General features: G+C 68.7%; 25 protein-coding genes. 8 read left to right on the forward strand and 17 right to left on the reverse strand.

The window, feature by feature from the left end; translation table 11 throughout:
• Position 1 precedes the first annotated feature (1 nt).
• Together pcaH and DEA06_RS11600 are read right to left on the reverse strand one after the other, a co-directional pair.
• Positions 2–880, reverse strand: a complete 879-nt coding sequence (pcaH, locus tag DEA06_RS11595) for a protocatechuate 3,4-dioxygenase subunit beta (protein WP_116648150.1) — start codon at positions 878–880, stop codon at positions 2–4.
• An 82-nt stretch (positions 881–962) separates the two neighbouring features.
• Positions 963–1,727 (reverse strand): IclR family transcriptional regulator, encoded by a 765-nt coding sequence (locus tag DEA06_RS11600; protein ID WP_116648151.1) that lies wholly within the window; start codon positions 1,725–1,727, stop codon positions 963–965.
• Positions 1,728–1,955: 228 nt separating this feature from the next.
• On the opposite strand from DEA06_RS11600, the gene DEA06_RS11605 reads away from it, so the two are divergent.
• Both DEA06_RS11605 and DEA06_RS11610 read left to right on the forward strand, forming a co-directional pair.
• Entirely contained in the window at positions 1,956–3,146 is a 1,191-nt protein-coding gene (locus DEA06_RS11605; RefSeq protein WP_116648152.1) for a 4-hydroxybenzoate 3-monooxygenase, read from the forward strand.
• A 55-nt stretch (positions 3,147–3,201) separates the two neighbouring features.
• Positions 3,202–4,434, forward strand: coding sequence for an MFS transporter (locus DEA06_RS11610; protein ID WP_240606922.1), 1,233 nt, complete (start codon positions 3,202–3,204; stop codon positions 4,432–4,434).
• Positions 4,435–4,539: 105 nt separating this feature from the next.
• Here DEA06_RS11610 and DEA06_RS11615 read toward each other — a convergent pair whose 3' ends face one another.
• The 10 genes from DEA06_RS11615 to DEA06_RS11660 all read right to left on the reverse strand — a co-directional run bounded on the left by DEA06_RS11615 (position 4,540) and on the right by DEA06_RS11660 (position 15,241).
• Positions 4,540–6,027: a benzaldehyde dehydrogenase gene (locus DEA06_RS11615; protein ID WP_116648224.1), complete on the reverse strand. Its 1,488-nt coding sequence runs from the start codon at positions 6,025–6,027 to the stop codon at positions 4,540–4,542.
• Between the two features lie 34 nt (positions 6,028–6,061).
• Complete coding sequence (locus tag DEA06_RS11620) at positions 6,062–6,982, reverse strand: sugar phosphate isomerase/epimerase family protein (RefSeq protein ID WP_116648153.1); 921 nt, start codon at positions 6,980–6,982, stop codon at positions 6,062–6,064.
• A gap of 2 nt (positions 6,983–6,984) precedes the next feature.
• Entirely contained in the window at positions 6,985–7,767 is a 783-nt protein-coding gene (locus tag DEA06_RS11625; RefSeq protein WP_116648154.1) for an SDR family oxidoreductase, read from the reverse strand.
• Between the two features lie 70 nt (positions 7,768–7,837).
• Positions 7,838–8,659 (reverse strand): SDR family NAD(P)-dependent oxidoreductase, encoded by an 822-nt coding sequence (locus tag DEA06_RS11630; protein ID WP_116648155.1) that lies wholly within the window; start codon positions 8,657–8,659, stop codon positions 7,838–7,840.
• Between the two features lie 13 nt (positions 8,660–8,672).
• A complete protein-coding gene (locus DEA06_RS11635; RefSeq protein WP_116648156.1) occupies positions 8,673–9,701 on the reverse strand; it encodes a sugar ABC transporter substrate-binding protein in 1,029 nt (342 codons plus the stop codon).
• 96 nt (positions 9,702–9,797) lie between these two features.
• Entirely contained in the window at positions 9,798–10,781 is a 984-nt protein-coding gene (locus DEA06_RS11640; RefSeq protein ID WP_240606923.1) for an ABC transporter permease, read from the reverse strand.
• A 1-nt stretch (position 10,782) separates the two neighbouring features.
• Positions 10,783–12,306: a sugar ABC transporter ATP-binding protein gene (locus DEA06_RS11645; RefSeq protein WP_116648157.1), complete on the reverse strand. Its 1,524-nt coding sequence runs from the start codon at positions 12,304–12,306 to the stop codon at positions 10,783–10,785.
• Entirely contained in the window at positions 12,303–13,370 is a 1,068-nt protein-coding gene (locus DEA06_RS11650) for an alcohol dehydrogenase catalytic domain-containing protein (RefSeq protein WP_116648158.1), read from the reverse strand. Before DEA06_RS11650 ends, DEA06_RS11645 begins: the two co-directional genes overlap by 4 nt.
• A 30-nt stretch (positions 13,371–13,400) precedes the next feature.
• Positions 13,401–14,366 (reverse strand): transketolase C-terminal domain-containing protein, encoded by a 966-nt coding sequence (locus DEA06_RS11655; protein ID WP_116648159.1) that lies wholly within the window; start codon positions 14,364–14,366, stop codon positions 13,401–13,403.
• Positions 14,366–15,241: a transketolase gene (locus tag DEA06_RS11660; protein WP_116648160.1), complete on the reverse strand. Its 876-nt coding sequence runs from the start codon at positions 15,239–15,241 to the stop codon at positions 14,366–14,368. Before DEA06_RS11660 ends, DEA06_RS11655 begins: the two co-directional genes overlap by 1 nt.
• A gap of 251 nt (positions 15,242–15,492) precedes the next feature.
• Here DEA06_RS11660 and DEA06_RS11665 point away from each other — a divergent pair, with 251 nt between their 5' ends.
• Positions 15,493–16,992 carry an aldehyde dehydrogenase family protein gene (locus DEA06_RS11665; protein WP_116648161.1) on the forward strand — a complete coding sequence of 500 codons (1,500 nt, stop codon included), beginning with the start codon at positions 15,493–15,495 and terminating at the stop codon, positions 16,990–16,992.
• Positions 16,993–17,070: 78 nt separating this feature from the next.
• Positions 17,071–17,613 carry a MarR family winged helix-turn-helix transcriptional regulator gene (locus DEA06_RS11670; RefSeq protein WP_165817987.1) on the forward strand — a complete coding sequence of 181 codons (543 nt, stop codon included), beginning with the start codon at positions 17,071–17,073 and terminating at the stop codon, positions 17,611–17,613.
• A gap of 55 nt (positions 17,614–17,668) precedes the next feature.
• On the opposite strand, the gene DEA06_RS11675 is transcribed toward DEA06_RS11670, so the two are convergent.
• Entirely contained in the window at positions 17,669–18,133 is a 465-nt protein-coding gene (locus DEA06_RS11675; protein ID WP_116648163.1) for a MarR family transcriptional regulator, read from the reverse strand.
• 90 nt (positions 18,134–18,223) lie between these two features.
• Here DEA06_RS11675 and DEA06_RS11680 point away from each other — a divergent pair, with 90 nt between their 5' ends.
• Genes DEA06_RS11680 through DEA06_RS11695 form a run of 4 tightly spaced genes read left to right on the forward strand, consistent with a single transcriptional unit; the run spans position 18,224 to position 22,084 of the window.
• Positions 18,224–19,150: an SDR family NAD(P)-dependent oxidoreductase gene (locus DEA06_RS11680; RefSeq protein WP_116648164.1), complete on the forward strand. Its 927-nt coding sequence runs from the start codon at positions 18,224–18,226 to the stop codon at positions 19,148–19,150.
• Positions 19,147–20,031 carry an amidohydrolase family protein gene (locus DEA06_RS11685; protein WP_116648165.1) on the forward strand — a complete coding sequence of 295 codons (885 nt, stop codon included), beginning with the start codon at positions 19,147–19,149 and terminating at the stop codon, positions 20,029–20,031. The genes DEA06_RS11680 and DEA06_RS11685 overlap by 4 nt, the downstream gene beginning before the upstream one ends.
• A gap of 23 nt (positions 20,032–20,054) precedes the next feature.
• Complete coding sequence (locus DEA06_RS11690) at positions 20,055–20,507, forward strand: MaoC family dehydratase (RefSeq protein ID WP_116648166.1); 453 nt, start codon at positions 20,055–20,057, stop codon at positions 20,505–20,507.
• 44 nt (positions 20,508–20,551) lie between these two features.
• The gene (locus DEA06_RS11695; RefSeq protein WP_116648167.1) at positions 20,552–22,084 is read left to right on the forward strand and encodes a long-chain fatty acid--CoA ligase; all 1,533 of its coding nucleotides are present in this window, start codon (positions 20,552–20,554) and stop codon (positions 22,082–22,084) included.
• A 47-nt stretch (positions 22,085–22,131) separates the two neighbouring features.
• Here the strand turns inward: DEA06_RS11695 and DEA06_RS11700 are convergent, their stop codons facing one another.
• The 4 genes from DEA06_RS11700 to DEA06_RS11715 all read right to left on the reverse strand — a co-directional run bounded on the left by DEA06_RS11700 (position 22,132) and on the right by DEA06_RS11715 (position 24,337).
• Positions 22,132–22,605 carry a hypothetical protein gene (locus DEA06_RS11700; RefSeq protein WP_116648168.1) on the reverse strand — a complete coding sequence of 158 codons (474 nt, stop codon included), beginning with the start codon at positions 22,603–22,605 and terminating at the stop codon, positions 22,132–22,134.
• 632 nt (positions 22,606–23,237) lie between these two features.
• Positions 23,238–23,534 (reverse strand): hypothetical protein, encoded by a 297-nt coding sequence (locus tag DEA06_RS16385; RefSeq protein WP_165817988.1) that lies wholly within the window; start codon positions 23,532–23,534, stop codon positions 23,238–23,240.
• Positions 23,535–23,820: 286 nt separating this feature from the next.
• Positions 23,821–24,075, reverse strand: a complete 255-nt coding sequence (locus DEA06_RS11710) for a toxin (RefSeq protein WP_205781269.1) — start codon at positions 24,073–24,075, stop codon at positions 23,821–23,823.
• Positions 24,068–24,337 carry a ribbon-helix-helix protein, CopG family gene (locus tag DEA06_RS11715; protein ID WP_116648171.1) on the reverse strand — a complete coding sequence of 90 codons (270 nt, stop codon included), beginning with the start codon at positions 24,335–24,337 and terminating at the stop codon, positions 24,068–24,070. The genes DEA06_RS11710 and DEA06_RS11715 overlap by 8 nt, the downstream gene beginning before the upstream one ends.
• Between the last annotated feature and the right edge of the window lie 6 nt (positions 24,338–24,343).

The raw sequence follows: 24,343 nt of genomic DNA on the forward strand, positions 1-24,343 counted from the left end.
GTCAGTGCTCTCCCTCGGGCTCGAACCACGTCGCATCCGGACCGTCGACGACGATGTTCCAGCGGTAGCCCATCGAGAACTCGGGAACCGTCAGGTCGTGGTCGTAGGTCGAGATCAGTCGGTCGCGATCGCTCTGGCGGGCGATCGTGTTGTAGATGGGATCGAGGGCGAACAGCGGGTCGCCCGGGAAGTACATCTGCGTGATGATGCGCTGCGTGAAACCCGTGCCGAACAGCGAGAAGTGGATGTGGGCGGGACGCCAGGCGTTGACGTGGTTCTTCCAGGGGTAGGGCCCCGGCTTGATCGTGGTGAAGAAGTACTCGCCGTTGTCGTCCGTGATCATGCGTCCCGCGCCCGTGAAGTTCGGGTCGAGCGGGGCGGGGTGCTGATCGCGCTGGTGGATGTAGCGGCCCGCGGCGTTGGCCTGCCACACCTCGATGAGCTGGTTCGCAACGGGGCGGCCCCAGCTGTCGACGACCCGGCCGGTCACCGTGATGCGCTCGCCCTGCGGTTCGCCGGTGTGCTGCAGGGTCAGGTCGGACTCGATCGCCGCGACGTCGCGCTGGCCGTAGGCGGGCGAGAAGAGCTCGATCGTCTCGGGGTCGACGAGGCGCGGGTTCTTCGTGGGGTGCCGCAGCACGCTGGAGCGATAGGGAGAGAAGTCGATCAGCGTGCGGGGCAGGGTCTCACCGGCCTCCTCGCGCGCAGCGGCGGCACGGTGCAGATCGCCGATCTCGGCGGTGATCTCGCGCTGCGACGGCATGTCGGGCGACGCCAGGAGCGACTCGGGCGCGGCCGCCGTCTGCTCGAGCACGACGCTCGAGCCGAACGCTTCCTCGCCGCGCGGGTCGGCGTCCGCCGCGTTCTCCAAAGCGGTCATGGGGTCTCCTTCGACGGTCCATTCGAGTGGGGTGTCTACAGAGTCGCACCGGGGGTGGCGGGCGCAGCATCCCCGTTCCCACTCAGTGGGAATCAGGGTGTCGCACGGCGCGCGTGAGGTCTTTCGCGGTCTGCATCACCAGAGGCGCGAGCCTGCGCTCGTCGAGCGCCTCGCCCAGGTGCGCCACGATGCCGATGGCCGCCGGGGGCAGCCCCGGAAGCGCACCCAGGGCAGCGGCCACCGAGAAGTTCCCGAGCGTCATCTCCTCGCGGGTCGTCGCGTAACCCCGACCCCGCGCGCGCTCGATGTCGGCCCGCAGGCGCTCGGGGTCGGTGATCGAGAGCCGGGTTTCGAGTTCGAGCGGAGCGGAGAGGTAGTCGTCGAGCCAGACGTCGTCGCGCGTGGCGAGCAGCGCCTTGCCGACGCCGGTCGCGTGCAGCGGGTGGCGCCCGCCGCTGCGGCTGATCGTCGGCACCGATGAGCGCCCGGTGATGCGTCCGACGAAGATGGCGGATGCTGCGGAAGGGGTGGGATCGTCGAGCACCGCGAGGTGCACGTTCTCACCGGTCGCCTCGTACAGCCGCACCATGTGCGGAAGCGCCGTCTCGCGCAGCTGCGCCGCGAGGGGCGACAGCTCGCCGATTTCCCAGAGCTGCGCGCCGACCGCATACCGGTGGCCCGTGGTGCGCGCCAGCATCCCCTCGGTCAGCATCATGGCTATCAGGCGGTGCACCGTCGACAGCGCCAGCCCCGATCGCTCGGACAGCTGGCTTGCGGTGAGCTGCGGATCGTCCTCGGTGAAGGCGCGCAGCAGCCCCATCGCCCGCTGTAGGACCCCGTCGCTCATTCTCGCCTCCCCCCACGACGCTACTCGCCAGGTAACGCGGGGAGGAGATGACACGGGCGGAGGATGATCGGCGCCTCCGGCGTCCTCCGCGCGTGAGATCTCCTCCGTCGGTCACGAGGGGGGATTCCCACCGAGTGGGAATGGTGGGCGGCGAGAGCCGAGCCCGCGCGGCAGAGTGGTCGGCAGCATCCGTGCACCCCCCGCCCCGCCCTCGTCGAAGGAGACGCCATGACCCGAGTCGAGCGCACCCGCGTCGCGATCGTGGGGGCCGGCCCCGCCGGCCTGCTGCTGTCGCATCTGCTCGCCGCCTCCGGCATCGAGTCGATCGTGCTCGACCGGCGCTCGCGCGAGGAGATCGAGAACACGATCCGCGCGGGCATCCTCGAGCAGGGCACGGTCGACCTTCTCGTCGAGACCGGGGCCTCGACGCGGGTGCTGACCGACGGCAACCGTCACGACGGCATCGAGCTGCGCTTCGCCGGCGAGGGGCACCGCATCGACTTCCCCGCACTCGTCGGCCGCAGCGTCTGGCTCTACCCGCAGCACGAGGTGCTGCGAGACCTCGTCGCCGCGCGCCTCGCGGCCGGGCAGGACCTCCGGCTCGAGGCGACCGTCGACCGCGTCGACGATGCGGGCACGGCGCGCCCGCGCGTGATCGGAACGGATGCTGCGGGCCAGCCGTTCGAGATCGACGCAGACTTCGTCGTCGGCTCGGACGGGTCGCGGTCGGTCGTCCGGTCGGCGGTCACCGGTGGGACACGCGGCGACCTCTTCCGCGAGTACCCCTTCGCGTGGTTCGGGATCCTCTGCGAGGCGCCGCCCAGCTCGGAGGAGCTCATCTACAGCAACTCCCCCGACGGGTTCGCCCTCATCAGCCAGCGCAGCGCGACCGTGCAGCGGATGTACTTCCAGTGCGATCCCGAGGCCGACCCCGACGCGCTCACCGAGGAGCAGATCTGGGAAGAGCTGCGCATCCGCGTTCCGGGGACCGAGCTGCACGAGGGACACATCTTCCAGCGCGACGTGCTGCGCTTCCGCAGCTTCGTCGCCCCGGAGCTGCGTCACGGCCGCGTCGCGCTCGTCGGGGATGCCGCCCACACCGTGCCGCCCACGGGCGCGAAGGGCATGAACCTCGCCGTCGCCGACGTCGTGCTGCTGCACACGGCACTCGTCGCTCTGCTGCAGGACAACGACGAACGCCCCCTCGACGCCTACCAGGAGGTCGCGCTGCGTCGCATCTGGAAGGCGCAGCACTTCTCGTGGTGGATGACGACGATGCTGCACTCCACCCCCGACACGAGCGAGTTCGACCACCGCCGGCAGCTCGGCGAACTGCGCTCAGTGGTCGAATCGGAGGCCGGGCGCACCTACCTCGCCGAGGCGTACACGGGCTGGCCGCTCGAGACGCGGCTCGTGTGACGACGACAGCGTCGCGCGCATCATCCGCTCCGCTCCGGAGGAGAGTCCGGCGATCGTGACCCCTCCCCCCGCCCGCCGCGGCCCCGGCATTGCGCTGCTCATCTGCGCGGTCTGCGTGATCGCGGCGAACATGCGCACCACCATCACCGGCGTGGGGCCGCTCCTCGACCAGATCGCCGCCGACCAGGGCACGAGCACGGCAGCACTCGGCGCGCTGGCCTCAGTACCGCTGGTGACCTGGGGTCTCGTCTCGCCGGCGGCCCACGCCCTGTCGTCGCGGTTCGGCATGTCGCGGGTCGTGCTGATCTCGCTCATCGCGCTCGGCGCCGGCACCGCGTGGCGATCGTGGCCGGGGGCCGGTGCGAACCTCTGGCTCGGCACGATCTTCATCGGCGCCGCCCTCGCCGTGGCGAACGTGCTGATGCCCGCGGTGATCAAGCGCGACTTCGGCACCCGCGTTCCGCTGATGATGGGGCTGTACACGGCGCTGCTCGGCGGGTTCGGCGCAATCGCCTCGGGAGTCGTCGTGCCGATCTCGATCGCGGCGGGCGGCGGGGCGGACGGCTGGCGCGTGGCGTTGGCGAGCACCGCGGCGCTGCTCCCGATCGCGATCGCGCTGTGGATGTGGGCGATGGCGCAGGCCCGTCGACGCGACGGGTACGTGGCCCCGGCCCGCGCTCCGCGCGCGAGTGTCGGCACGAAGCTTCGGGGCACGGGCATCTGGCGCGACCCGGTCGCCTGGCTCGTGGCGGGCTACATGGCGCTGCAGTCCGCGTACTTCTACATGCTCGTGACCTGGCTCGCCCCCTTCGCCGTCTCGCAGGGGCGGTCGGCGGTGACCGCCGGCTTCGACACGATGATCTTCCAGATCATGACCATCGTCGGCTCGCTCATCGTTCCGCTCCTGCTTCGGGGGCGAGCCCGCCGGTGGATTCCCGCGGTGCTCCCCGTCGCGAGCATCGTCGGGGTCTTCGGGCTGCTCGTGGCCCCGGGCGCTCTCACCGTCTGGGCGCTCTGCGCGGGCCTCGGCGCCGGGGCCTCGCTGAACATGTCGCTCACCCTCATGGCCGAGCGGGCACGCGATTCGGTCGCCTCGTCTGCCCTGTCGGGGATGTCGCAATCGGTCGGCTACCTGTTCGCCGCCGTCTTCCCGCCGGTGTTCGGCGCCCTCCACGGGATCGACGGACGATGGATGCTGTCGCTGCTCGTGCTGCTGGCCGTACCCGTCGCCCAGGTCGCCGTGGGCGCCGCGGTCGGCCGCGACCGTTTCGTGCTCGACCGGGCCTGACGCGACGGCGCGCTCCGCGGCGAGGGTGCCCGTTTCCGCCGAGATAGCCCGAAGAATGAGGGCAGTTCGGCGGAAACGGGCACTCTCGAGAGTGCCGCTCCGGTGTCAGAGCGGGTACTGACCGGGCTCGCGCCGCATCGTGATCCAGCGGGTCTCGGTGAACGCGTCGATGTTCGCCTCGGCCCCGCCGTGGCGCGAGCCGGTGCCCGATGCCCCGACCCCGCCGAACGGGGCGTTGGCCTCGTCGTTGACGGTCTGGTCGTTGATGTGCACGATGCCGGTCGGAATGCGCTGCGCGAGCTCGAGGGCCGCGGCGGTGTCGCGGCTGACGATGCCCAGCGAGAGCCCGTAGTCGGTCTCGGAGGCCAGGGCCACCGCCTCGTCGTCGGTCGAGAACGACACGACCGACGCCACGGGTCCGAAGACCTCGTCGCAGTACGCGGCCGCGTCGCGCGGGGTGTTCGCGAGCACCGTGGGGCGGTAGAAGAGCCCCTCGTACGTCCCGCCCGCCGCGAGGGTCGCGCCCTGAGCCACCGCGTCCTGCACCAGCGTGTGCACGCGGTCGCGCTGCACCTCGTCGATGAGCGGGCCGAGGTGCACCTGCCCGGCGGCCGGGTCGCCGACCACCATCGAGTCGGCCTTCGCCGCAAGCTTGGCCACGTACTCGTCGAAGAGCGACTCGTGCACGATGTGGCGTCCGACGGTCATGCAGATCTGGCCCTGGTGCAGGAACGCGCCCCACGTCGCGAGGTTCACCGCCTGGTCGACGTCGGCGTCGGCGCGCACGAGGAAGGCGGAGTTGCCGCCCAGCTCGAGGTGGGCGCGCTTGAGGTGGCGACCGGCGAGCTCGCCGACGATGCGGCCCGCGCGGGTCGAGCCGGTGAACGCGATGACCCGCACGCGGGGATCGGTGACCAGCGCCTCGCCGACGTCGGCGCCGCCCGGCACGAGCTGGAGGAGTCCTGCGGGCAGGCCCGCCTCCTCGAAGATGCGCACCATCGCCACGCCGCCGGTCATGATCGTGCGCGGGTCGGGCTTGAGCAGCACCGCGTTACCGAGCGCCAGAGCCGGTGCGACGGCGCGGATGCCCAGGATGAGAGGCACATTGAACGGCGAGATCACCGCGACGACGCCGACCGGCACGCGCTGGGCGAGCGACAGGCGCGGCTCGGCGCTCGAGAGGATCGACCCGAGCGGCGCCGACGGCAGCGCCGACGCCTCGTAGCACTCCTCCGCGGTCACGTGCAGGGCGAAGCCGGCCAGGGGCGGGATCGCCCCCACCTCGCGGATGTTCCACCCCATGATCTCGTCGGCGTGCTGCTCCCACAGCTGCCCGGCCCGGCGCAGCACCGCAGCGCGCACGGGGTGCGGGGTCGCGGCCCATTCCTTCTGCGCGCGAGCGGCCGACTCGGCGGCCCGGGCGACGTCGTCGGGCGACGCCAGCCCGACCGTCGCGATCGTCTCCCCCGTGGCGGGGGCGATGGATGCTGCGGTGCCCCCGCCGCCCGGCACCCAGGCGCCGTCGAGGTAGATCTTCCCCTCGGTCGAGGTTTCGTCGATGAGGCGGTTGCCGGCCTCCGTGATGGTGGACATGGTCGTTCCCTTCGTCTTCGATCGGGTGGTGTGCTCAGACGGTCGCGCCGCGGGAGAGGCGCTGCGCACGTCGGCCGGCGACGCTCGTCGACCAGCCACGGCGGATCACACGCAGGGCGTCTTCGGCGAGCACCCTGCCATCATCGAACGGCGACCGCCAGATCGCCAATGCGTCGGCTACGGGTTCGATCAGTCCGCGCCGCGAGAACGCCTCCACGCCCCAGCGCCCGGTGTACCCGTCGTCGATGGCGCGTCCGACGACCTCGGGGAGGTCGACGGCGCCGCCGCTGAGAAGACCACGACCGGACTGCCCCAGTTCGAGGTAGGCGAGCTTCGGCAGTGCGAGCCGGATGGCGGCTCCGAGGTCGGCCTCCTCGACCGCCATGTGGAAGGTGTCGAGGTGGATGCGGAGGTGATCGGATCCACTGCGCTCGACGAAGTCCATCGCCTGCGCGGCGGTGTTCACCATCGAGGTCTCGTACCGGTTAAGCACCTCGAAGGTCATCGACACACCGCGCTCGTGGGCGTAGTCGGCGACCCGCCCCACGGCGTGGGCCGAGCGATTCCGACGACGCTCCGGCACCGGCTCCGTGGGGTGGGAGAACAGGCCGTAGGGCACGCCGTTCATCTGATCGCCCCCCAGGGCGACCGTGAGGTCGACGGCCGCGCGCAGCATCGCTGCACCGGCCGCCGCCTCGTCGGGGTCGTCGGAGGAGACGTCGGCTCCCGGCGCCTGTCCCGCGATCGTGATCGGCGCGAGGCCGCTCTCGGAGAAGAGCGCTCGCAGCTCCGCAGCATCCGTCGCCTGCGCATCGAGCGGCGGGAGCACCGCGCGACGGTACCCGAGCTCAGCCAGGGCACCGAGCGCGGCACCGAGTGCGCGCGGCTCGACGTCGGGCACGAGGACGTTGATGTGGCAAGCGAGGTCGAGGTCCAGCTCGAGGTCGGGATTCATCGCTAGAAGGTGGGCAGGTCGAGCCGCTGCTTGAAGACGGAGTAGCCGTCGTCGACGTGCACGACCGTGCCGTTGATGACGTTGGCCTCGTCGGACGCGAGGAAGGCCACCACGTCGGCGATCTCGGAGGGCTGGGTCATCTTGTTGCGCAGCTGCTCGCTCGCGAAGGTCTCTTTGAGCTCGTCGCTGAACTGGTTGATGATCGCGGTGCCCACGCGACCCGGGGTGATCGCCACGGCGCGGATCCCGTACTGCGCGAGCTCGTACGCGGCCGACCGGGTGAACGAGATCACGGCGGCCTTCGCGGCGCTGTACGTGAACGACAGCTCGGCGGCCTGCTCACCGTAGATCGACGATGTGCTGATGATGACGCCGGGGGTGCCCTGATCGCGGAACTGCCGGCCCGCGGCGAGGATGCCGTAGTAGACGCCGTCCTGGTCGATGCGGATCATCGGCTCGTAGTCGACGGCGGGGTCGTGGTCGAGCAGGGGCTTGCCGCCGGCGATGCCGGCGTTGTTGAAGATGACGTCGAGCGTGCCGAAGACCTCGACCGCTGTGGCCACCATCGCCTCGACCTCGGCGAACACCGAGACGTCGACCTGGCAGGCCGCGGTGGCGCCGTCGAAGCCGGCGGCCGTGATCTCGTCCACCGCCTGCTGCGCCCTCTCGAGCGAGATGTCGGCGACGAGCACTTTCGCGCCCTCTCGGACGAACTTCTCGACGGTCGCTCGGCCGATGCCGCTGGCACCGCCGGTGATGATGGCGACTTTGCCTTCAAGTCTCATTCTGAGTGCTCCTTCGTGGTGGGCTGCCGGCGGGGTGGTGACCCCGCCGGCAGAGAGGGGTGGATTCTTCTCAGAACCCGGTATGGGAAAGGGCGAGCGCCCCACCGTCGACGGCGAGGATCGTCCCCGTGACGAACGACGATGCCGGCGCGACGAGGAAGAGCATGGGCCCCTGGACCTCGGCCATGGTCCCCATCCGCGCGAGGGGGATGGTCCCCGCCCACATCGCCTCCGCCTCGGGGGTGATCTCGGTCTTGCCGTCGCCGATGCGCGTGCCCTTGAACGGACCGGGTGCGATCGCGTTCACACGGATCCCGTGCGGCGCCAGTTCGAGCGCGAGCTGGCGGACGAGGTTGAGGATGGCCGCCTTGGTGGTGACGTAGGCGTAGGAGACCATCGGGTCGGTCCGCAGCCCCGCCGTCGAGGCGGTGACGAGGATGCGTCCGCCCGGCTCGAGCACCCGCGACGCCGCGCGGAGCGTCTCGAACGTGCCGGTGAGGTTGGTCGCGACGACCTCGTCCCACTCGGCGTTGGTGTAGTCCGCGATGCGGCCGTCGCCGAGGTAGCTCGCCCCGCCGGAGATCCCCGCGTTCGCGACGACCACCGTGGGACGACCGACTTCGGCCGTGATCCGCTCGAACACGGCATCGACAGCGCCGCGCGCGGCGACATCGACGGCGTATCCGTGGGCCTTGCCTCCCGCCGAGACGATCCCCGCGGCGACATCGGCCACTCGCCCCTCGCTCCGTCCGAGGACGACGACGGTGGCCCCGGCGGCGGCGTACATCTCTGCCGCCGCCTGTCCGATCCCGCTGGAGGCACCCGTCACGACGACGATGTCCGCGCTCAGGTCGAGCAGCGCCGACAGGTCGGCTGAGGTGGTGGTACTCATCGTCCGGCCCGGATCAGAGCGTGGGCTCGTAGGAGGCGACGTTGCTGCGGTCGATCAGCTCGCCCTCCAACGGGATGTAGTTCTCGTCGGGCAGCGTCGCCGAGTCGCGGTACTCGTTCATGAGGACGATCATGTCGTCGACGACCCTGACCCAGTCCTGCGCGACGGACGCGTACATCGGGCCGTCCTTGGCGATCTCGACCGCGGTCTCGCCGAGGGCGTCGACTCCGGTGACGAAGATGTCGTTGCGGCCGGCCTCGGTGATGGCACGTGCCGCGCCGAGGGCTGCGTCATCCCAACCGACCCAGACGCCGTCCAGTCCTTCGGGGTTCGCCTGCAGGTAGTCGGTGACGAAGTTCAGCGCCTCGGTGCGACCGGTTCCCGGGTCCAGCGCCTGCTTCATGTCGCCACCGGCGATGATCGCTCCGGCTCCCTCGAGCTTGTCCAGGGCCAGGTTCGACCGGGTCTGAATGCCGATGTGCGGATCGTGCCCGATCACCATGACGTTCTTTCCCTCGAGGCCGCCCATGGCCTCTTCGAGCGCACCTACCGTCAGGTCCGCGGTCACCTCCTGGCTGAAGGTGATGTCCACGACGAAGTCGTCATTGGGCTCGACACCGCCGTCGATCGAGAAGATCGGGATTCCCGCCTCTTGCGCGGCCTGGACGAGCGGGGCGATCTGGCGGGGGTCGGGGAATCCGGCGAGGATGGCGTCAGCGCCCTGCTGGATGGCGGTCTGCACGTCGCTGTTGATCTTGTCGTAGTCGAACGCGCTGGTGTAGAGCGTGACTTCCCAGTTCTCCTGCGCGTTGCCCTTCTCGACGAATTCGTCCAGGGTCAGCTTTCCGCCCGGCGTGGCATAGCCGGCGGTGAATGCCGCGACCTTGAAGACGCCGTCGTCTCCGAGCCCGTCGGTCTTGCCCTCGGCGCTCGTTCCGCCGCCCGTGGTTCCGGTGGTCACCGAGCACCCGGCAAGAGCGACCGCGGCGGTCAGGGCGACCGCGACCGTGGTGAGGCGGCGCCTCGTAGTTACATTGCGCATGAGCGAACTCCTTTGTCGTGTTTCATACTGCGAATGGTGTGATCGCCGGGGCGGCGCCCCGGCGGGAGGGGGTGTCTTGAGGGCGGCGCGGCCGCGCTAGGCGTTCTTCTGCTTCAGCCCCGACAGCAGGACCGCGGCAATGATGATCACGCCGATGAGCACCTGCTGGATGTAGGTGTTCACGCCGATGATGTTGAGTCCGTTCTGGACGACGCCGATGATCGCGACGCCCACGATGGTTCCGCCGATGTTCGCCTGCCCCGATCGCAGCAGGGTCATACCGAGGAACACGGCGGCGACGGCGAACATCATCAGGTCGTTCGCGCTCGACGAGCCGGCGCTGCCCAGGCGACTGACCAGCACGATGCCGCCCAGCCCCGAGAGGAAGCCCGCGACGGTGAACGCGAGGAAACGCGTGGAGCGTACGCTCACGCCCGACAGTCGCGCGACCTCGGCATTGCCGCCGATTGCGTACCAGCGCCGCCCGATCGTCGTGAAGCGCAGAACCGCCCAGGCGACCACGGCGATGATGATCGCGTAGACGACCGGCAACGGAATACCGTTCACGCGCGCCTGCCCGAGGAAGCCGAACTCTTCCGGCCAGCCGTACAGGGTCGTCCCCCCTGTGACGATGAGGGCGAGCCCGCCGACGGTGGTCATGGTCGCCAGGGTCGCCACGAACGCCGACAGGTTGAGATAGGCGACGAGGATGCCGTTGATCACGCCGACGAGCGTGCCCACGACCATGGCCAAGACGATGGCCACCGGGACGGGCACCCCGGCGATCATGAGGGCGGCGGCGGACGCACCGGAGAGCGTGGCCGTCGTTCCCACCGAGAGGTCGAAGTCTCCGACCACCATGACGAAGGTCTGCGCAACCGCGATGATCGTCAGGATCGCGACCTGGTTGAGGATGTTCGTCATGTTGCCCGCGGTGAGGAACACCCCGTTGCCGGCGACGGTGAATACGGCGACGAGCACGACGAGGGCGATGACCGTGCTCCCCTGCCACACCCACTGCAAGCGCGGGGAGCGGTCGGGTTCCACTGCGGCGATCGTGAGGGTATCTGTCTGCGCCATGTCAGGCGTCCCTTCCATATGCATAAGTGAGGATGAGCTCATCGTCGGCGCCGTCTGCATCGACTTCGCCGGAGATGCGGCCCTCGTGCATCACGAGGATCCGGTCCGAGAGCCCGATGAGTTCGGGCAGTTCGCTGGAGACGGCCACGACAGCCGTTCCGGTCGCAGTGAGCTCGCGGATGAGGCGGTAGATCTCCGCCTTCGTTCCCACGTCGATCCCTCGAGTCGGTTCATCCATGAGCAGCACCTTGGGATTGCGCGCCAGCATCTTCGCGAGCACGACCTTCTGCTGGTTCCCGCCGGAGAGCTGCCCGACGGGCTGTCGAACGCCGCGGGCTTTGATCTGCAGCTCCGCGAGCGCCCGCTTGGCCAACTGCACTATTCGTCGCTGGGACACGACACCGCCCGGGCTCACCGACTTCAGGTTCGCGATCGCGATGTTGTCGGCGATCGGTGCCGACAGAATCACGCCCTGCGCGCGGCGCTCCTCGGGGACGAGAGCGATGCCCGCATCCAGGGCGCGGCCGACCCCGCGGCCGACCAGCGTGGCCCCGTCGATCTGGACGATGCCTCCCGAACTCTTCTGAGCCCCGGCGAGGAGGCGTAGCAGTTCGCTCCGCCCCGATCCCGCAAGACCTCCGACGCCCACCACCTCCCCCGCACGCACTTCGAACGACACATCGCTCACGCGCCGGCCGGATAGCCCCTCGACAGATAGCACGACCTTGCCCCCACCGGTGCCGCGCGGGGGGTACATCTCGTCCTGTTCGCGACCGACCATCGTCGAGATGACGTCGTTGATCGACGAGTCGGACACATTCTTCGTCACGATCGTGCGTCCGTTGCGCATCACGGTGAGGCGGTCGCAGAGCGCGAACACCTCCTCCAACCGGTGCGACACGTAGACGATGGCGACACCCTCGTCACGCAGACTTCGCAGGACCGTGAAGAGCCCCTCGATCTCGGTGTCCGTGAGGGCCGCGGTGGGCTCGTCCAGAATGAGCACCTTGGCATCGATCGACAGCGCGCGGGCGACCGCGACCATCGTCTGCTGAACGGGCGAGAGACCACCGGCGAGGCGACGCAGGCTGATGTGCTGACCCAACCGATCGAGCTGTGCCCGTGCGTGTGCGCGGAGCTGCTTCCAACGCACGACGCCGAGGGTCGACGGCGCATCGTCACCCAGCACGATGTTCTCGGCGACGCTGATCGTCGGCACGATCGAGAGTTCCTGGTACAGCGCGACGACGCCGGCTCGGTGCGCGGCGCGCACATTGGCGAAGTCGACGGCGCCACCAGCGACGAGCACCTCGCCCTGATCCTGCTGATAGAGCCCGGTGATGATCTTGATGAGTGTCGACTTTCCGGCGCCGTTCTCTCCGAGGAGGGCATGGATCTCTCCCGGACGGACGTCGAGGTCGATCCCGCGCAACGCCTGGACGCCGTCGAAGTGCTTCGTGATGCCGCGCACCTCAAGGATCGGCGCGATGGTCGGTGCCGCAACGGTGTCGATCGGAACGGTCATCGCGGCATCTCCTCGTCGATGTCGTTGCACCGCAGCACGACCTTCGGGAAGCGCCCGCTGATGTGCACCGCGAAAGCCTCGACCGCGTCTTCGAGGTCGTAGACCGCCTCGGTCAGCTCGTCGAGCTGCAGGTAGGGCAGAATCTGCAGCGCCCGGGGGAACGCGTAGGGCGAGACGAAGATGCCCGTCAGCGTCAGCTCCTTGAGGTAGAGGTAGTCCGACAGGTTGAGGGGCAGCTCGTAGTTCTCGGGATACATCGCCCCGTAGACGACGGTCGCCCCCTTGCCGGCGATGTCGAGCAGGCCCCGCACGGCGCGCGGCGATCCGGACGCGTCAATCACGACGTCGTAGCCGCGGCCGTCGGTGATCTCGGAGGCGAGAGCGGCCTGGTCTTCACCCACGGGGTCGATCACGAAGTCCGCGCCGTGGCGCAGCGCCATCTCGCGCCGCTCGGCGATGGGCTCGATCATCGTGAGCGAGGTCGCACCGTTCATCTTCATCACCTGGAGGGTGAGCTGCCCGATCGGTCCACCGCCGCAGATCGCCACCCGATCCCCGACCCGTGCGCGCGCCTTGTCCGCGATACGCACCGCCACGGAGGTCGGTTCGAGGATGCTGCCGTGCAGGAGGCTGACATCGTCGGGCAGCCGGTACACCTGCGACTCGTGCCAGGTCACGGTCTCGGCCATGCCGGGGCGGTTGTAGTCCTGGATGTTCTCGCAGAACTGCTGCCGGCCCTCCTGGCAGGGGCGGCATGTTCCGCAGAATCGCAGGAAGTTGCCCGCCACCCGGTCGCCGACCTTCAGACCGTTCCGGGTCGCCCGCTCACCCAGCGCCTCGATGACCCCCGACAGCTCGTGGCCGAGCCCGATGGGTACGTCCGTTCCGAAGAAGCCCTCCGCGAGGTGGGGGTCAGATCCGCAGATCGCCGAATAGGCGACCCGGATGCGGACGTCTTCGGGCCCGAGCGGCTGCTCGGGGAAGTCGACGACGCCGATGCGTCCTCGCGTGTTCTCATCGGGATCGCGCAGGCTGCCGATCCGTGTCACCGCTACCGTTCTCATTCGCTTCTCCGTTGAACCGAGGTGGGTCGTTCAGGCCTGCGCGGAGACCGCGCGCCGCAGGGCCGCGACCGTGGCCGCCGGGCCGTATCCGTGCTTGTTGCGGAGTTCCTCGTCGTCGCCGAAGCCGGCGTACACCTGTGGGATCCCGAGTCGCTCGAAGGTCGTGAGTCGCACGCCGCGGTCGGCGACGACGTCGGCGATGCGCGAGGCGAGTCCGCCGTAGGCGAGGTGGTCCTCCAGCACGACGAAGCGTCCGCCGGTCTCGTCGGCGCACCGCACGATGAGCTCTTCGTCGATCGGCTTGAGCGTGAACATGTCGACGACGCGGATCGAGCGTCCGTCCTTCGCGAGCTCGTCGGCGGCGTCCAGCGCCTGGGCGACGGTCGTGCCGTGCGTGAAGATGGTCGCGTCGGTTCCCTCGCGGGCGACGATCCCCTTGCCGATGCGCACGTCGTGCTCGCCCGGCTCGTACAGCACCTTGTCTTTCTTGCCGACGGCCAGACGGATGTAGATCGGTCCCGTCATGGTCATCGACTGCCGGATGATCTCGCCGACCATCAGCGGGTCGCCGATGGAGGTGACCGTCATGTTGGTCAACGCGCACATCAGCGCGAGGTCTTCCACGGCGTAGTGCGTCGATCCGCCGTTGCCGACGAGACCGCCGTGGGTGCCGATGATCTTGACGGGGAGGTTCGGGTAGCAGACGTCGCTGCGCACCTGCTCGAGCGCGCGCATGGAGAGGAAGGGCAGCATCCCCGAGACCACCGGGATGTTGCCGTCGTATGCGAGACCGGCGGCGATGCCGACGCAGGCCTGCTCCGCGAGACCGACGTCGATGAAGCGGTCGGGGAACTTATCGCGGAACTCCACGAGCGTGGCGCCGATGTCGGGGGTGAGCACCCAGAGGTTCGGGAGCTCGTCGCCCAGTTCGGCGAGGGTCGACCCGATGACCGAACGGGCTCCGAGGAACTCACCGAAGGTGAAGGTGGTGGGCATCAGACGTTCTCCTTCATGCGTGAGGACTGCAGGGCGGCGAGAGCCTTTTCGAGGTCGGCGGCGCCGAGCGATCCGGCGTGCCAGGCGAGGTTGCGCTCCATGAAGTCGACGCCCTTGCCCTTGATGGTCTCGGCGATGATCACCGTGGGGACGTCGCTGTCGGGCGCCGGGAGGGCGTCGATGGCGCCCACCAGCTGGCCCATGTCATGGCCGTCGATCTCGACGACGTTCCAGCCGAAGGCCCGCCACTTGTCGGGGTAGGGCTCGAACATGACCCGCTCCTCGGCGTGGCTCGTCATGAGCTGACGGTTGCGGTCGATGAAGGCCACGAGGTTGCCGAGCTTGTTGCTGCGGCCGGCCATCGCCGCCTCCCACACCGAGCCCTCACCGGTCTCGCCATCGCCGAGCAGGGTGAACACGCGGTGGTCGTCGCCGCGGTGCCGGGCGCTGAGCGCCATGCCGACCGCGAGCGGAAGACCGTGACCGAGCGAACCGGTCGACGCCTCGACACCGGGCAGCTGAACCTTGCACGGGTGCATGCCGTACGCGCTGTCGAGCTGGCCGTAGGTGTCGACGATCCCCTCGTACGAGAAGAATCCACGCATCGCCATCGTGATGTACATGCAGACGGCCGCGTGGCCCTTGCTCAGCACGAAGCGGTCGCGCTCCGGGTTGCTGATGTCGGTGGGGTCGATGTGCATCCCGTAGTGGAACAGCACGGTGAAGATGTCGGCGGCCGACAGATCTCCGCCGATGTGCACGGCCCCCTCGTAGGTTCCGCAAAGCTCCAGCAGTTTGGTGCGCAGCTCGAAAGACAGTTCCTCGAGCTCCTCGACGCTGTGCAGCGCCCCGGCATCCAGGGTCTTCGTACTCATCGCATCTCTCCTCGTCGATTGATACGCATGCCGATTTCCGGCGCCTGACCAGGCATCTTCTTCGACACTCTCGGGCTGTCGAGGGCTTTTCTCCCCCGACGGAAGTGACGCTAGCACGAAGCTCTTTACATGTAAACAGGAATGCACGTAAACTCCGAGGAGAGGTTGTGGCGCACGCACTCAGCCCGCAGAATCGGGGGAAACGGCGTCGTTCTCTCCCGGAAACGACTCACAGAGAGGTGGATGTCGATATGACTGGAGACGTTCTGACCAGCGCGGGAACCCGCACAGGTCTGTACATCGGCGGGGAGGAGCGGTTCACCGAGAACACGCTCTCGATCGCCGACCCGGCAAAGCCCGGAGCGATCGTCGGTGAGGCTGCCGCAGCATCCGTCGACGACGTCGCCGATGCCGTGGCTGCCGCGAAGGCCGCCTACCCGGCATGGTCTGCGCTCGGCGCCAAAGAGCGTGCCCGCATCATGGGCGAGGCGATCAAGGGCATCGCCGATGACCGTGACGAGGATGCCGCGATCCTGTCGCAGGAGAACGGCAAGGTCCGCTTCGAGTCCTGGGTCGATGCCCTCGTGTTCGAGATCCGCTGGAACCTCGCGCTCATGCTGGCCGACGAGATCGACACGACCAAGACGCTGCCGGTGATCCCCGGTGCCATCCCCGTCTCGACCGAGGTCGCGTACCAGTCGATCGGTGTGGTCACCGTCATCGTTCCGTTCAACTGGCCGATCGCGATCCTGGGAGCCGCCCTCCCCCACGCGCTGCTGGCCGGCAACACCGCGATCGTGAAGCCGCCGCCCTCGGCGCCGCTGGCGACGACCCGCGTGGTGCAGCGCATCGCCGAGAAGCTGCCCCCGGGAGTGCTGAACGTCGTCACCGGTAAAGACGAGAACATGGCCGGACTCATCCAGAACACCGATATCGCGAAGGTCTGCTTCACCGGATCGGTGGGCGGCGGCAAGCGCATCATGGAGATGGCGTCGAAATCGCTCACGCGGGTGACGCTCGAGCTCGGCGGCAACGACGCGGCGGTCTTCCTCGCCGATGCCGAGATCGACGACACGCATCTCGACCGTCTCTACGCGGCGATCTACGACACGACCGGGCAGATCTGCATGAACGCCAAGCGCGTGTTCGTGCACCGCTCCCGGCTCGACGAGGTCGTCGCGGGACTCTCCGCGCGCCTCGAGAAGGCCGTGATCGGCTACGGCCTCGACGAGGGCACCACGATGGGCCCCCTCCACCAGGCCGCGCAGAAGGCGTTCGTCGAAGAGATCATCCAGGAGGCCAAAGACGCCGGTGCCGACGTCCGCGAGTTCGGCGAACTGCCCGGCGGCGACCTGGCGGGCGGCAACTTCCTGCGCCCCGCGATCGTCGTCGACCCCGCCCTCGACCTCCGCGTCGTGACCCAGGAGCAGTTCGGCCCCGTGATCCCCGTCATCCCGTTCGACGACGAGGACGAGGCCGTGCGCCTGGCCAACGACACCTGGGGCGGACTCTGCGGATCGGTCTGGACCGCCGACCCCGCGGCCGCCCAGCGCGTGGGAAGCCAGCTCGAGTGCGGCTACGTCTGGGTCAACGACCACGGCGCCACCCGCCTCGACCTGCGCGCGCCCTTCGGCGGCGTCAAGCAGTCCGGCTTCGGTCGCGAACAGGGCATCGAGGGCATCCGGGCGTTCCAAGACACCCGCTCGATAGCGACCATCGACCCCGAAGCGCTCGCGAACATGGCGCACTGACCCCGTGACGTCCAGATGGGGCTCGGCCTCCCGGCCGGGCCCCATCTGCGTTCCCCCACCGACGACGGAAGGATCTGCATGCCACGCGGCACTGCATCGACGAGATTCCCCGCAGGATCGGATGACCTGCTCACCGAACCGCTCACCGCGACGATCGACCCCGAGAACTTCACCCCGCGGCTGATAGCGCTGCTGTCGAACGCGCTCGTGTGGCGCGAGTCGCACGAGCTGCGCCGGCGCTTCGGGCTCGGCACCAACGACTGGCGAGTGATCTCGGCGCTCGCGATCAGGCCGGGTTCGTCGGCGACCGAGGTGACGGAGTTCATCGGCGTCAACAAGGCGGTGGTATCCAAGAGCGTCACGTCATTGGCTGCGCGCGAGCTCATCACGCTCGTCGACGGCCCTCGCGGCTCACGCCCGCTCTACCTCACACCGGCGGGAGTACGGATGCACGACGAGATGCTGCCCGTCTCGACGAACGGGCAGGACATCATCCTCGAGGGCATGGACCCGGCGCACGTCGCCGGCCTGAACACCCTGCTCCGCGACATGATCGACAAGGTCCGGGTGGCCAACGCAGACGAAGCCGCCGAACTCGGCGAAGCCGCGACCCCCGCGTAATCGTCGGCGACGGATGCGGCGAACCCCGCCATCGCGCACACCTGAGGGGCGCGGTTCAGCCCCGGTCGACGAAAGCGATGCGACGCAGCAGCGCGGCGAGCTGATCGCGCTCGGCCGGCTCGAGCGCGGAGTGCAGCTCCTGCTCGGCGTCGCGCGCAGCGATCGCGGCCTCGGCGTGCACCGACCGGCCCTCGTCGGTCGCGATGACGACGTTCGCCCGCCGATCGTTCGGATCGGGCCGTCGCTCGACGAGACCGCGCTGCTGGAGCCCGTCGACCAGAGCCACGACCTGGCTCGGGTCGAGTCTGAGGAACGTCGCGAGGTCTCGCTGGGTGGGTCGACGGTCGTCGACCGTCAGGGCCAGCACCGAGAACGATCGCACGCTCAGTCCGAACGGCCGCACAGCCGTGTTGCCTGCCGCCAGCGACAGGGCGTTCGCCCGCGCCATGAGAAAGCTCAGATCCCCCGCGAGCGACACCGACGCGAGCCTCTGCACGGAGATGGTGCCGTCGGTTGCCATGGCGGCAAGCGTAGCAAAACATGCACGAATCAATAATTGACAATCTCAATGATTTACAGGTTCAATGAAGACACCAACGAAGGAGCCCTCATGTCCCTGGACGGCAAAGTCGCCATCGTCACCGGATCCGGCCGCGGCCTCGGCCTCGCCTACGCGCAGGAACTCGCCCGTCAGGGCGCGTCGGTCGTCATCAACGATGTCGACGCCGCCACGGCCGCCGAGGCGGTCGCCAGCATCGAGGCCGCAGGGGGCAGGGCCGTCGCGGTCGTCGCGCCGGTCGGTTCGACCGAGACGGCACAGCTGCTCGTCTCGACCGCCGTCGACACGTACGGCCGCCTCGACATCCTCGTCACCAACGCCGGCGTCCTGCGCGATACCGTGCTGTGGAAGATGAGCGATGACGACTTCGACACCGTCATCGGCGTCCACCTCCGCGGCACATTCACGTGCGTTCGCGAAGCGGCGACCTACATGCGCGCCAACGAGATCGCCGGCCGCATCATCTGCATCGGCTCCCCCACCGGGCAGCGCGGCAACTTCGGTCAGACGAACTACGCCGCCGCCAAGGCCGGGATCGTCGGCATGGTGCGCACGTGGGCACTCGAGCTCAAGAAGGCCGGCATCACCGCGAACGTCGTCGTGCCCGTCGCGGCAACGGCGATGACCGCGACGGTCCCCTACTTCGCGGCCGCCGTCGAAGCCGATACGGCCGGGGAACCGATGCCGGCGTTCTATCGCCACGACCTCGGATTCGGCACCGCCGACGACGTGTCGGGGCTGATCGCCTACCTCGCCTCCGACGAGGCGAGCGGCGTCACCGGCCAGGCGATCGGTGTGGGCGGCGACCGCCTGCAACTGTGGTCGCACCCCGAGCCCGTCGTCACCGCGTATCACGACGGCGGATGGGACGTCGAAGCGTTGCAGGATGAGTTTCCCGCCCTCATCGGCGAGCACCAGCAGTCGGTCGGCGAACGCTTCCCCGCCCTTCCCGAAGAACTGCAGCGCCCCCGGCCGTGACCCGCTACGAGCCGGCGATCGACCTCGCCTCGATCCGCGCGATCGACGTGCACGTGCACGTGGAGGTCGACGATCACGGACACAGTTCGCTGCCGCCCGACCTGGCCGACGCCGCCTCGAAGTATTTCAGCGCCGAACTCGAGCGCCCTGACATCGACGCGATCGCGGCGTACTACCGCGAGCGGCAGATGGCCGCGGTCGTCTTCACCGTCGACGCCCAGACCGCGCTGCAGCATCCGCCTCTCTCGAACGAGGAGATCGCGGAAGCTGCCGCTCGCAACAACGACGTGCTGATCCCGTTCGGCTCGGTCGACCCCCGCCGCGGCGCCGACGCGGTGGAGCGGGCACAACGCCTGATCGGCGACTACGGGGTGCGCGGGTTCAAGTTCCACCCGACCGTGCAGGGGTTCGATCCGAGCGACCCGGCATGGTTCCCGCTCTACGCCGCACTGCAGGACGCGGGCATGGTGGCCCTGTTTCACACCGGCCAGACCGGGATCGGCGCGGGGATGCCCGGAGGACGCGGGTTTCGCCTGGCACTGTCGAACCCCATGCTGCTCGACACGGTCGCCGCAGAGTTCCCCGAGCTGCAGATCATCATGGCCCACCCGTCGGTGCCCTGGCAGGACGAGGCGATCTCGGTCGCGACCCACAAGCACAACACGTGGATCGACCTGTCGGGCTGGAGTCCGAAGTACTTCCCGCCGCAGCTCGTGCGCGCCGCGAACTCGTTCCTGAAGTCCCGCATCCTCTTCGGCTCCGACTTCCCGCTGCTCACGCCCGACAGGTGGTTGCGCGACGTCGAACAGACCGACCTGAAGCCCGAGGTGATGCCCGGCATCCTCCTCGACAACGCCGCACGCCTGCTCAACCTCACCTGACCCTCATACCCCTAGGAGCACTCATGACGACTACCGTCGCTTACACCGATGCCGCCGGCCTCGCCGGAACCGACCTCGGCTGGACCGACTGGGTCGAGGTCACCCAGGACCGGGTGAACCTCTTCGCCGACGCCACCGACGATCACCAGTGGATCCACGTCGACCCCGAGCGCGCGAAAGACGGCCCGTTCGGCGGCGCCGTCGCCCACGGCTTCCTGACGCTGTCGCTGACGGTGAAGTTCTGGTCGGAGCTGTTCGACGTCGAGGGCGTCAGCGCGAAGGTCAACTACGGCCTCGACAAGGTGCGGTTCGTCTCGCCCGTGAAGGTGGGGGCGAAGGTGCGCGGCGGTGCCGTGATCGCCGAGGTCACCGAGGTGCCCGGCGGCTACCAGTTCGCGGTCGACCAGACGATCGAGATCGAGGGCGGCACGAAGCCCGCCGTCATCGCGCGCGGTCTCTACCGCTTCTACGCCTGACCCACCGGGTCGACTCCCGACACCCTCGACGATGAGGACACGCAATGACGCAGGATCACGGACTCGGCTTCTGGCTCGATAAGCGGCGACGGAAGACGCCCGACAAGCCGGCCATCGTCTTCGGCGACGACCGGACCATGACCTACCGCGCCCTCGCCGATGCTGCCGACCGGGTAGCGGCCGTGCTCGCCGACCGGGGGATCGGTGCGGGCGATGCGGTCGGCTACCTCGGCGAGAACAGCCCCGAGTTCCTGCAGGTGCTGTTCGGCTGCGCGCAGCGCGGCGCCGTGTTCGTGCCGGTGAACACGCGCCTCGCTCCGCCCGAGATCGCGCACGTGCTGGCCGACTCGGGCGCGAAAGCCCTGGTGTACGACGCCGAGTTCGCCGAGCGTGTCGCCGACGGCATCGAGGCGGCGCGCGTCGCGCACGTGTTCCTCACCGGCGAGGGTGCTCCGGGGGTGCCGGGCCTCGCGCACTATATGCGTGAGGCCGCTCCACGCCCCGCCGATGCGGGGATCGGTCTCGACGATCCGGCGGCGATCATCTACACCTCCGGAACGACGGGGAGGGCGAAGGGAGCCGTGCTCAGCCACGGCAACCTGACGTGGTGCGCGATGAACTGCATCGTCGACTACGACGTCGTCTCGTCCGACGTGGCTCTGATGATCTCCCCCCTGTTCCACGTCGCGTCGCTCGGGATGGGGGCACTTCCGGTGATCCTCAAGGGCGCGACGCTCGTGCTCGAGAAGGGGTTCGAGGCCGGGCGCGCACTCCGCCTCGTCGAACGTCACGGCGTGACCATGCTCAGCGGGGTTCCGACGACCTACCAACTCATGGCCGATCATCCCGACTGGCCGAGCACCGACGTGTCGAGCCTTCAGAAGCTCACGTGCGGCGGCTCCGCGGTGCCGCTGCGCATCCTCAACGCCTTCGAAGAGCGCGGGCTCTCGTTCTCGCAGGGCTACGGGATGACCGAGACCTCCCCCGGCGCGACCGCGCTGTCGCCGGCGATGACCCGCGAGAAGCAGGGCAGCGTCGGCCTCCCCCACTTCTTCACCGATGTGCGCATCGCCGGGGAGAACGGCGAGCGGGTGCCGGCGGGCACGGTGGGCGAGATCGAGATCTCGGGCCCCAACGTCTTCCTCGGCTACCACGGCCTGCCCGAGGCGACCGCTGCAGCATTCACCGACGACGGCTGGTTCCGCTCGGGTGACCTGGGCTATCTCGACGACGACGGGTACCTCTTCATCGCCGACCGGCTGAAGGACATGATCATCTCGGGCGGCGAGAACATCTACCCCGCAGAGGTCGAGAGCCTCATCGCCGAGATCGGCGGCATCTCGGGGGTGGCCGTGATCGGGGTGCCCGACGAACGCTGGGGCGAGGTGCCGTGGGCCGTGGTCACCCTCCGCGACGACGCGGAGGTGACGACCGAGTCGGTGCGCAGCCACCTCGACGGGGTGCTCGCGCGCTACAAGCTCCCCAAGAACGTCGTGGTCGTCGAGGATCTCCCCCGCACGGCCTCGGGCAAGGTGCGTAAGCCCGACCTCCGCGCCCGGTTCGGCAAGCGCGGCTGAACGTAGGCCACGCGCGTTACCCCGCCCTGGCCCGGCTCAGCGGGGCGCTAACGACGGTCCGCAGGCGTGGCCGGTGTCCGTCGATCGGCGAACGCGGTAAAAACGACCTCGTACTCACCTTCGGGCCAGAGGAGCACTCGGTGAACGAAGCGTCCCTCGGGAGCTGTATCGACCTCGTCGTAGATGATCTCGGTCTCTGAGTCGAAGAGGTTCAGGGAGCTGATCGTGACACCGGCCTCCAGCCGCAACTCGGCTTCCGCGTAGCTCATCTCGACAAATTCGTACCCCACCTGTAAGTCCCCGATCAGCGCGCAGACCTGGAGCATGTCACGGGGTCGGTAGTCGAAGGATCGCACCTGGCCGTCGTGAAGATGGATGCTGTCGAGAAGCCGATCCGCACCCCTGGTGAGGCGTGGTCGCACCTCGTCTCGATGCGCGAGGTAGCTGCTCCATCGCTCTTCGTACTCGATTTCCCCAAGACCACCCGACGCCCACTCGCGCGTGAGCCACCTCATCGACATGATGTGACCCTACTGCCCTGTTCCACTCCGGCGACTCCCGCGTCCGATCGGCGAGCCTTCACCCTTCCGCGGCGGGGGCACCCGGGTGCCGGAGCATTCGGTATAGCAGTTCCTCTGCGCACATCGGGTCCCACGCGATGCCTCGTTCATCGACGGACCACGCGGACCGTCGATGACCGCTACCCACCGGAAAGGCGATAGCGGGAAGACTTCCACGGAGAGATTCACCTGAGAAGTATCGAACGGGCGCGCCGCTCCGACGGGATATCGGGGCCGATCCTGCCATGGGCTCGCATGGGGTTCGGCTGCGGTTAGCCGTCTGCGCCCCGAACGAAGCCGGGGCGCAGCGGGCCATGCCGGTGGCTACGCCCCCGGGAGTGGAGGCGACGGGATTCGAACCCGTAACTCGAGATGCGTGTTGGAGAGAGTAATTGCACAGGCCCACGTCGCGCCAGCGCACGCCGGCTCTGTTACGGATCCGCCGTGACGCTCCGCGAACTTGGCTCGCCTCCATACCGCCGACGAGACCTGACGCGCCGCTGATCCCGCGCCTCAGCCCCGAACGGCCGGGCTCGTCTCGCAGGAAAAACTGACGACCCAACGCAAGAAGCATGTCGTTCCGCGGGCAAACGCTAGGTGGCATCGTCTTGGCACCACGCGCGAACGATCTCGACCGCAACCTCGACATCTTGCGTGTGCGAGTTTGCGGCGAGCAGAACGCGGTGTGCACCGCCGATGAGAGACAAGCGAAGGGTGTGCTCGACGTCACAGTTCAGCAGCACGTTGAGCAGCAGACTCGGCCACCACGTCAATCGAACCGCACCCACAGACACGATCTCCTGGCGCCGATAGCTGCGCGTAAGGAAGTGTCCGCGAGCAATCAGGTGTGTCGGTGTGAGTTCGACGCCGTGGGTTGCAGCCCGGAGCATGCGACGACTGCCGAACATTGTCACCTTTGCCGCCGCACTGGATTACTGCTCATCCCCTCCACGGAAAGTCGTCCGTCCGGAACCTCCGGGACTCGCGACGGCCCAAGCTGTCCGTCCCCGCAGTAACGTCACCTGACGGAGGTTCATCGCGCCGGGACCCACTCCACCGCCGAGCAGGCCGAGCATTTCGCATGGCGCGGTCGGCTGCTTACAGACCCGCGCAGCGCCAGGAGGCAGTCGAACGTCGACGCCGAGCACAACGCCGACGGGCCGCACGCGGATCGGTTTAGAGTTCGGCGAGGTACTGAGCGCGGGCTTTCATCGCGTGGATGACCAGCTCGTAGCCATCGTCGTAGATCGGAGCGACGAGCTCGAGTAGACGGCCTGCGGGGTCGGTGCTGATCATGAGCCACCGGCCTGGGTCGTCTTCGTCGTCGAGCGGACGCGAATGCAGGACGTGCGCGGCCGCGTAGAGCACGACTGAGTCGTCGAGCTGGTCACGCCGGTAGTGCTTGCGGGCTGATCTGTGCAGCTCAGGCAACGTGTGCCCATTCGCGCACCGCGGCGCGGATCGCATCAGAGCGCGTGGTGATGCCCTCGGCCTCGGCTCGCGCGGTCAAGGCCGCGAGGGTGGAGGCATCGAGCCGCACGGGGATCACCGCGCCTGGGCCGTCGCCCACGGGCGGCCGTCCGCGACGCGGCTTGGGAAGTTTTGACAGGTCGTAACCGACCTCGGCCTCATCCGCCCACGCCTGAATCTGCTCGTCGGTCACTGGCTTGCCGTTCAACAGATGCTCGCTCATGCGGTT

Source organism: Microbacterium sp. Gd 4-13 (assembly GCF_003095395.1).
GTDB lineage: Bacteria > Actinomycetota > Actinomycetes > Actinomycetales > Microbacteriaceae > Microbacterium.